Origin of the sequence: Kitasatospora sp. NPDC059827, from assembly GCF_042731675.1 — a bacterium.
Taxonomy (GTDB): domain Bacteria; phylum Actinomycetota; class Actinomycetes; order Streptomycetales; family Streptomycetaceae; genus Kitasatospora.
In genome coordinates this window covers 1-5,288 of record NZ_JBHWIV010000165.1, presented here as the reverse complement: position 1 = coordinate 5,288, position 5,288 = coordinate 1, and the positions used below count along the sequence as shown (strand labels likewise).

Below are 5,288 nucleotides of genomic sequence, written 5' to 3'. Positions count from 1 at the left end.
GCCAATGCGCTGCATTGGGCTCCCTCCTCCGCCTTGCGATGCACGCACCCCAACGCCGCCCCGCCCGCTCTCCGGGCGGACGACGGGAGTTTGAAGACGGACCCTGGCCCCGGCGGCGTAGCGGAGCGGGAGGTTTCGGCCGGAAACCCCGGCGGTGGCGTGTTTCCGGACGACCTGGCCCACGGTCGTTGACCGGCCGTCCGGGCGGGCGGTTGGCTCGTCCCGAACCGGGCTGCGGGGGGTGTTCGGGCCCGGCACCGTCATCTGGGGAGGATGATCCATGACCACCGCCCGCACCCGTCGCCGGTCGGCCCGCGCCGCCGCCGTCCTGGTGGCCGCCCTCGCGGTCGGCGCCGCGATGCCCGCCGCCGAGGCCCGGCCGCTCAAGGGCGAGACCGCCCGGGTCAGCGAAGGCCCCAAGGGCGAACAGCTCGACGGCTACTCGACCGCCCTCGGCCTGAGCGACGACGGCCGCTACGCCCTGTTCTCCTCGACCGCCACCAACCTGCTGCCCCTACCCGGTACTCCGAACACCGTCGAGATCTACGTCCGGGACCTCCGCAACGGCCACGTCGAGCGGGTCAGCGTCGCCGACGACGGATCCAAGCTGAACGCCATGACCTTCCAGGCCTCGATCAGCGGTGACGGCCGGTACGTGGCGTTCAGCGCCAGCGCGACCAACGTGCTGCCCGGCGGTGCCGGGCACCGCAGCGACATCTACGTCCGCGACCGCTGGACCGGCCGCACCGAACTGGTCACCGCGGGCGGCCTGCCCACTACCGACGACCAGAGCCGCTACGACGCCGAGAGCCCGTCGATCAGCCGGGACGGCCGCTACGTCGCCTACGTGTCCAACCGCGGCGACCTCGCCACCGGCGCGGCGATCACCGGCCAGAACAACGTCTACGTCACCGACCGCCGGACCGGCACCAGCCGCCTGGTCACCATCGGCGCGGACGGCACGGCCGCCGAGGCCAACTCCTTCGACCCGACGATCAGCGCCGACGGCTCCACCGTCTCCTTCGGCTCCCGGGCGGGCAACCTGCTCCCCGCCGCGACCCCGGCCGCCACCGCGCCCCCGACCCCGGCCGCCGCCAAGGCCCCCGTACTGGCCCGGCCGCACTACTACCCCTACTACGTCTGGAAGGCCGGCACCGGCCGGATCACCGCCGGCAGCCTGGACGCGGCCGGGCACCTGGGCGACGCCGCCCACGACGCCCGGATCAGCCGGGACGGCCGCTACCTGCTCTACTCCCTCGCGACCTACGGCCAGGGCAGCCCCGGCCACAGCGGCACCCGACTGGACGTGTACGCCCACGAACTGGCCACCGGCCGGACCACCCAGGTCGACACCGGGCTGTCGGGCAGCACACCGGACGGCGACTCCTCCGGCGGCGAGATGACCGCCGACGGCCGCTGGGTCTACTTCGACTCCACCGCCGACAACCTCGTCCCCGGCGACACCAACGGCGCCGTCGACGTCTTCCGCCGCGACCTGCGGACCGGGACGACCGAGCGGGTCAGCCTCACCCGCGACGGCGCCCAGAGCACGGCCGCCTCCTCCGCCCCCCGGGTCGACGCCACCGGCGACACGGTGATCTTCAACGCCGACGACGGCAACCTCGTCCCGGGGGACACCAACCTCCTCCAGGACGTCTTCCTGCGCCGCCCGTGAGACGGACCACCTGCCGGCCACCCCGGCGGCAGCGTGCCCCGACACCGTCGAACGGGGAGGGCCGGCAGGTGGACCAACAGCTGCGACGCGCCGCCGTCACAGCCCTCGGCACGCACCGTCGGAGCAGAAGGCATCGACCCCGGCCGGCGCCCGGCCCGAGGTGAGGAGGGCCGGAGCCTGAGGGACGGAGGCCGTCGATGCGCTCGGCGGCATACTGGCCGGATGAGTTTCGAGGTGGGGTCCGGCGAGGACAATCGGGGTGGCGTGACGCTCGGGGAGAGGTTGCTGCGTGCGGCGGACGGCCTAGGGGTCGTTCTGCCTGAGCACGAAGGACCGTGGAGGGGCACAGCTGTGTACGTCGACGCGAAGCTCAACCGGCGGGTGTGGGTGCGTCCGACCGACGAGCAGCGTCGGACCTTCTGGGTGTACCTCCAGAGCGATGGCCGGTGCCTGGCCGGCGGGTCGACCACCGATCCGGCCGAGGTGGTCAGGGCGGTGGTGGCCTGGACCGGTGGAGCGGGGCTCGCGGGAACCAGGGAGCAGGCTCCGTGCATCGAGTTCCGCCCCTGGGCCCTCGCGCACGAGCGGGAGCCGCTCGGCGCTGTCGAGCTGGCGTGGTGCCGCAGACTCGACGGCATCCACATGCCGCCGATGAACCGGTTCCCGCGCGTGCATGCGCTGTTGGCGGCGGCGTACGCCCAGCCGGTGCTCCGCCGACTGATGCCGGTGACCAGCCACTTCAACCTCGGGTTCTCCACCAGCATCACGGTGAACGGGCCCACGACAAGGGTCGGGCCCATGATCTGGCCGCACGACGAGGGGTTCTACGGGGTACGGAACCGGGGAGAGTTGCTCGCGCGCTTCGAGACGCCGGAGGAGGCCGTCGCCTTCGTGGCGGCCGTCCTGCCGGAGGGGATCGGAGCGGCGCGTTAGAGCGTCGTTCGAGCGGCTCGGCTCGGGATCCGAGGGGTGGGGTGCTCACCCCAGGTCGGTGAACTCCCGCTCGGGGCCGTCGATCACGTGCCGGTGTGGTGCGGCCGGCTATCGGTCCGTGTCCGGGGCGGTGTCGAGGCGGTGGAGGCGGGCCCGGACGGCTTCGGCGTCGCGGTGCTGGAGGTCGTCCAGGATGGCCAGGCCGCGGGTCCAGTCGGCTCGGGCGGATTCCCGGTCGCCGAGGGCGAGGTGGGTGTCGCCGAGGTGGGTGTGGATGTCGGCCTGGAGGAAGTAGTCGCCGACCGCCCGCCGCAGGTTCAGGGACTCGTGGTAGGCGGGCAGGGCCTCGCGGTACTCGCCGAGTCGGTGGTGGATGTAGCCGATGCTGTCCCAGATGGAGGACTGGCCGGGCAGGTTGCCGGCCTCGCGGGCGAGGTCCAGGGCGCGCCGGCAGTGGGTGAGCGCGGCGCGCAGCTCGCCCTGCTGGGCCAGGTACCAGCCGATGCTGTTGAGGGCGAGGGCCTGTCCGGAGGGGTCGCCGAGTTCTTCGAACAGGGCCAGGGCCCGTCGGGACTCGGCCACCGCCTCGGCGTCGTCCCGGACCTCGCCGTGGGCGATGGCGAGGTCGAGCCTGGTGCGGCCCTCGCGCGGCCGGTCGCCGGTCTCCTCGAACAGGGCCAGGGCCAGGCGTAGTTCGCGCTGGGCCTCGGGCTGGCGGTCCTGGGAGCGGTGCACCTGCCCGAGCCAGCGGTGGGCGTGGGCCCGGCGGTCGGGGTCGTCGGCGCGTCGGGCGGCGGCCAGCGCGGTCTCGCCGGCGCGCTGCCACTGCTGCCACAGGCCCGACTTGAGCAGGTAGGGCACCTGGGCGCCGACCAGTTGCCAGGTGTACAGGTCGGCCCCGGCCGCGTGCGAGGCGTCGACGACCCGTTCCAGCACGGGCTGTTCCTCCCGGTACCAGGCGAGCGCCTGCTGCCGGTCGGCGAGCTGCTCGGGCGTCACTCCGGCGGCGGGGCGGGCGAGGTCGAGCGGGTGCCAGGAGGCGTCGTCGGCGTAGGCGAGGCAGGCCGCGCGGTGGGCGGTGTGGAGGTAGTGGTCGAGCATCCGCCGGGTCGCCCCCGCCCGGCCCTGCGGTGGTTCGAGGGCGGCCGCCTGTTCGGCGGCGTACGCGCGCAACAGGTCGTGGAAGGTGTACCGGCCGGGCTCGGGCGCGGTGATCAGGTGGGCCCGGTGCAGGTCCTCCAGCAGGGCGCGGGTCTCGGTCGGCGGGCGGCCCGTGAGGCTCGCGGCCGCCGGCACGCTGATGGTGGGGCCCGGGTGCAGGCCGAGCAGCCGGAACAGCCGGGCGGCCTGCGGGGCCAGGGCGTGGTAGGACCAGGAGAGCACCAGGCGGACGTCGGCGTGGCTGTCGCCCGCCGACAGCAGGTCCAGGCGGGCCCGGGAGTCGCGCAGTTCGCGCGCCCACACGCCGAGCGGGGTGCCGGGGTGGTCGGCGGCCCGGGCGGCGGCGATGTTGAGGGCGAGCGGCAGCCGGGCGCACAGCTCGATCAGTTCGTCGACCGCGTCCGGCTGTTCGGCGACGGTGGTCGTGCCGAGGCGGCGGGCGAACAGTTCGCGGGCCTCCTCGCGGGAGAGCACGTCCAGGGCGATCGGCACCGCGCCGTCCAGGGCGACCAGGCCGGGCAGCCGGTTGCGGCTGGTGACCACGACCAGGCAGGTGGTGGAGCCCGGCAGCAGCGGGCGGACCTGCTCCGCCTCCCGGACGTTGTCCAGGACGATCAGCGTCCGGGTGCCCGCCAGCCGGCTGCGCAGGAGCGCGAGCTGCCCGTCCGGGTCGGCGGGGATCCGCAGGGCCGGGACGCCCAGGGCGTCCAGGAAGCCGCGGGCCACGTCGGCGGCGTCGACCGGGGCCCGGGCCGGGTCGAACCCGCGCAGGTTGGCGAAGAGTTGGCCGTCGGGGAAGCGGTCGGCCACCCGGTGGGCGAAGTGCACGGCGAGGGTGGTCTTGCCCACGCCGGCGGTGCCGGCGATCGCCGAGATCACGACCGCGCCGCAGCCGGGGGTCACGTCGGCGAGCAGGGCGTCGAGGGCCCGGAGTTCACCGGCCCGGCCGGTGAAGTGCCGGATCGCCATGGGGAGTTGCTGCGGGCCCGAGGCCCCCGGGGAGGCTGGTGGGGAGGGCGGCCTGCTCTCCGGGACGGGCGCATCGGCCGGCGCATCGGCCTCCCGGGCGGCGGCCAGCCAGTGGGCCCGGGTGTCCGGGTCGACGCCGAGGGCCTCGGCGAGCCGGACCACCGAGGACATCCGCGGTCGGCGGCCACCGGCCTCCAGCGCGCTGATCGACCGGGCCGACACCCCTGAGCGGTCGGCCAGTTCGTCCTGGCTCCACCCCACCGACAGACGTCGCTCGCGCAGCAGCGCGGCGAAAGCAGCAGCCCCCACCCGTTCCCTCCGGATCCCCTGCGCACCGTGTCGCCGCCCCGCCCGGCTGACCCGGATCGCGCCTGAGCGTAGTCCCCCGGGGGCCAAGTGTCAGGTCAACGTCAGGTCAACGTCGTGGTCGTCGTCCTCGGCCCGGGGCGAGGATGAAGGCTTGGCCCGACGGTGTCGGGCCCGTCCGGCGGTCCGGCAACGGCTGCCGGTCGGCCGGTCCGGCGGCGAGGCGCGGTTACGGGGGGACCGC

At 74.7% G+C, this 5,288-nt stretch carries 3 protein-coding genes; 2 read left to right on the top strand and 1 reads right to left on the bottom strand.

Going from position 1 to position 5,288, the window contains the following annotated elements:
- The first annotated feature begins 280 nt into the window (after positions 1-280).
- Positions 281-1,675 (top strand): TolB family protein, encoded by a 1,395-nt coding sequence (locus ACFV8H_RS41100; RefSeq protein WP_380409860.1) that lies wholly within the window; start codon positions 281-283, stop codon positions 1,673-1,675.
- Between the two features lie 222 nt (positions 1,676-1,897).
- Entirely contained in the window at positions 1,898-2,608 is a 711-nt protein-coding gene (locus ACFV8H_RS41095; protein WP_380409858.1) for a DUF6193 family natural product biosynthesis protein, read from the top strand.
- Positions 2,609-2,716: 108 nt separating this feature from the next.
- Here the strand turns inward: ACFV8H_RS41095 and ACFV8H_RS41090 are convergent, their stop codons facing one another.
- Positions 2,717-5,047: an ATP-binding protein gene (locus tag ACFV8H_RS41090; protein WP_380409857.1), complete on the bottom strand. Its 2,331-nt coding sequence runs from the start codon at positions 5,045-5,047 to the stop codon at positions 2,717-2,719.
- Between the last annotated feature and the right edge of the window lie 241 nt (positions 5,048-5,288).

Excerpts from the sequence above, each read along its gene's own strand:
- ACFV8H_RS41100 (WP_380409860.1), top strand. The coding sequence starts at position 281 with ATGACCACCGCCCGCACCCGTCGCCGGTCGGCCCGCGCCGCCGCCGTC.
- ACFV8H_RS41095 (WP_380409858.1), top strand. The coding sequence starts at position 1,898 with ATGAGTTTCGAGGTGGGGTCCGGCGAGGACAATCGGGGTGGCGTGACG.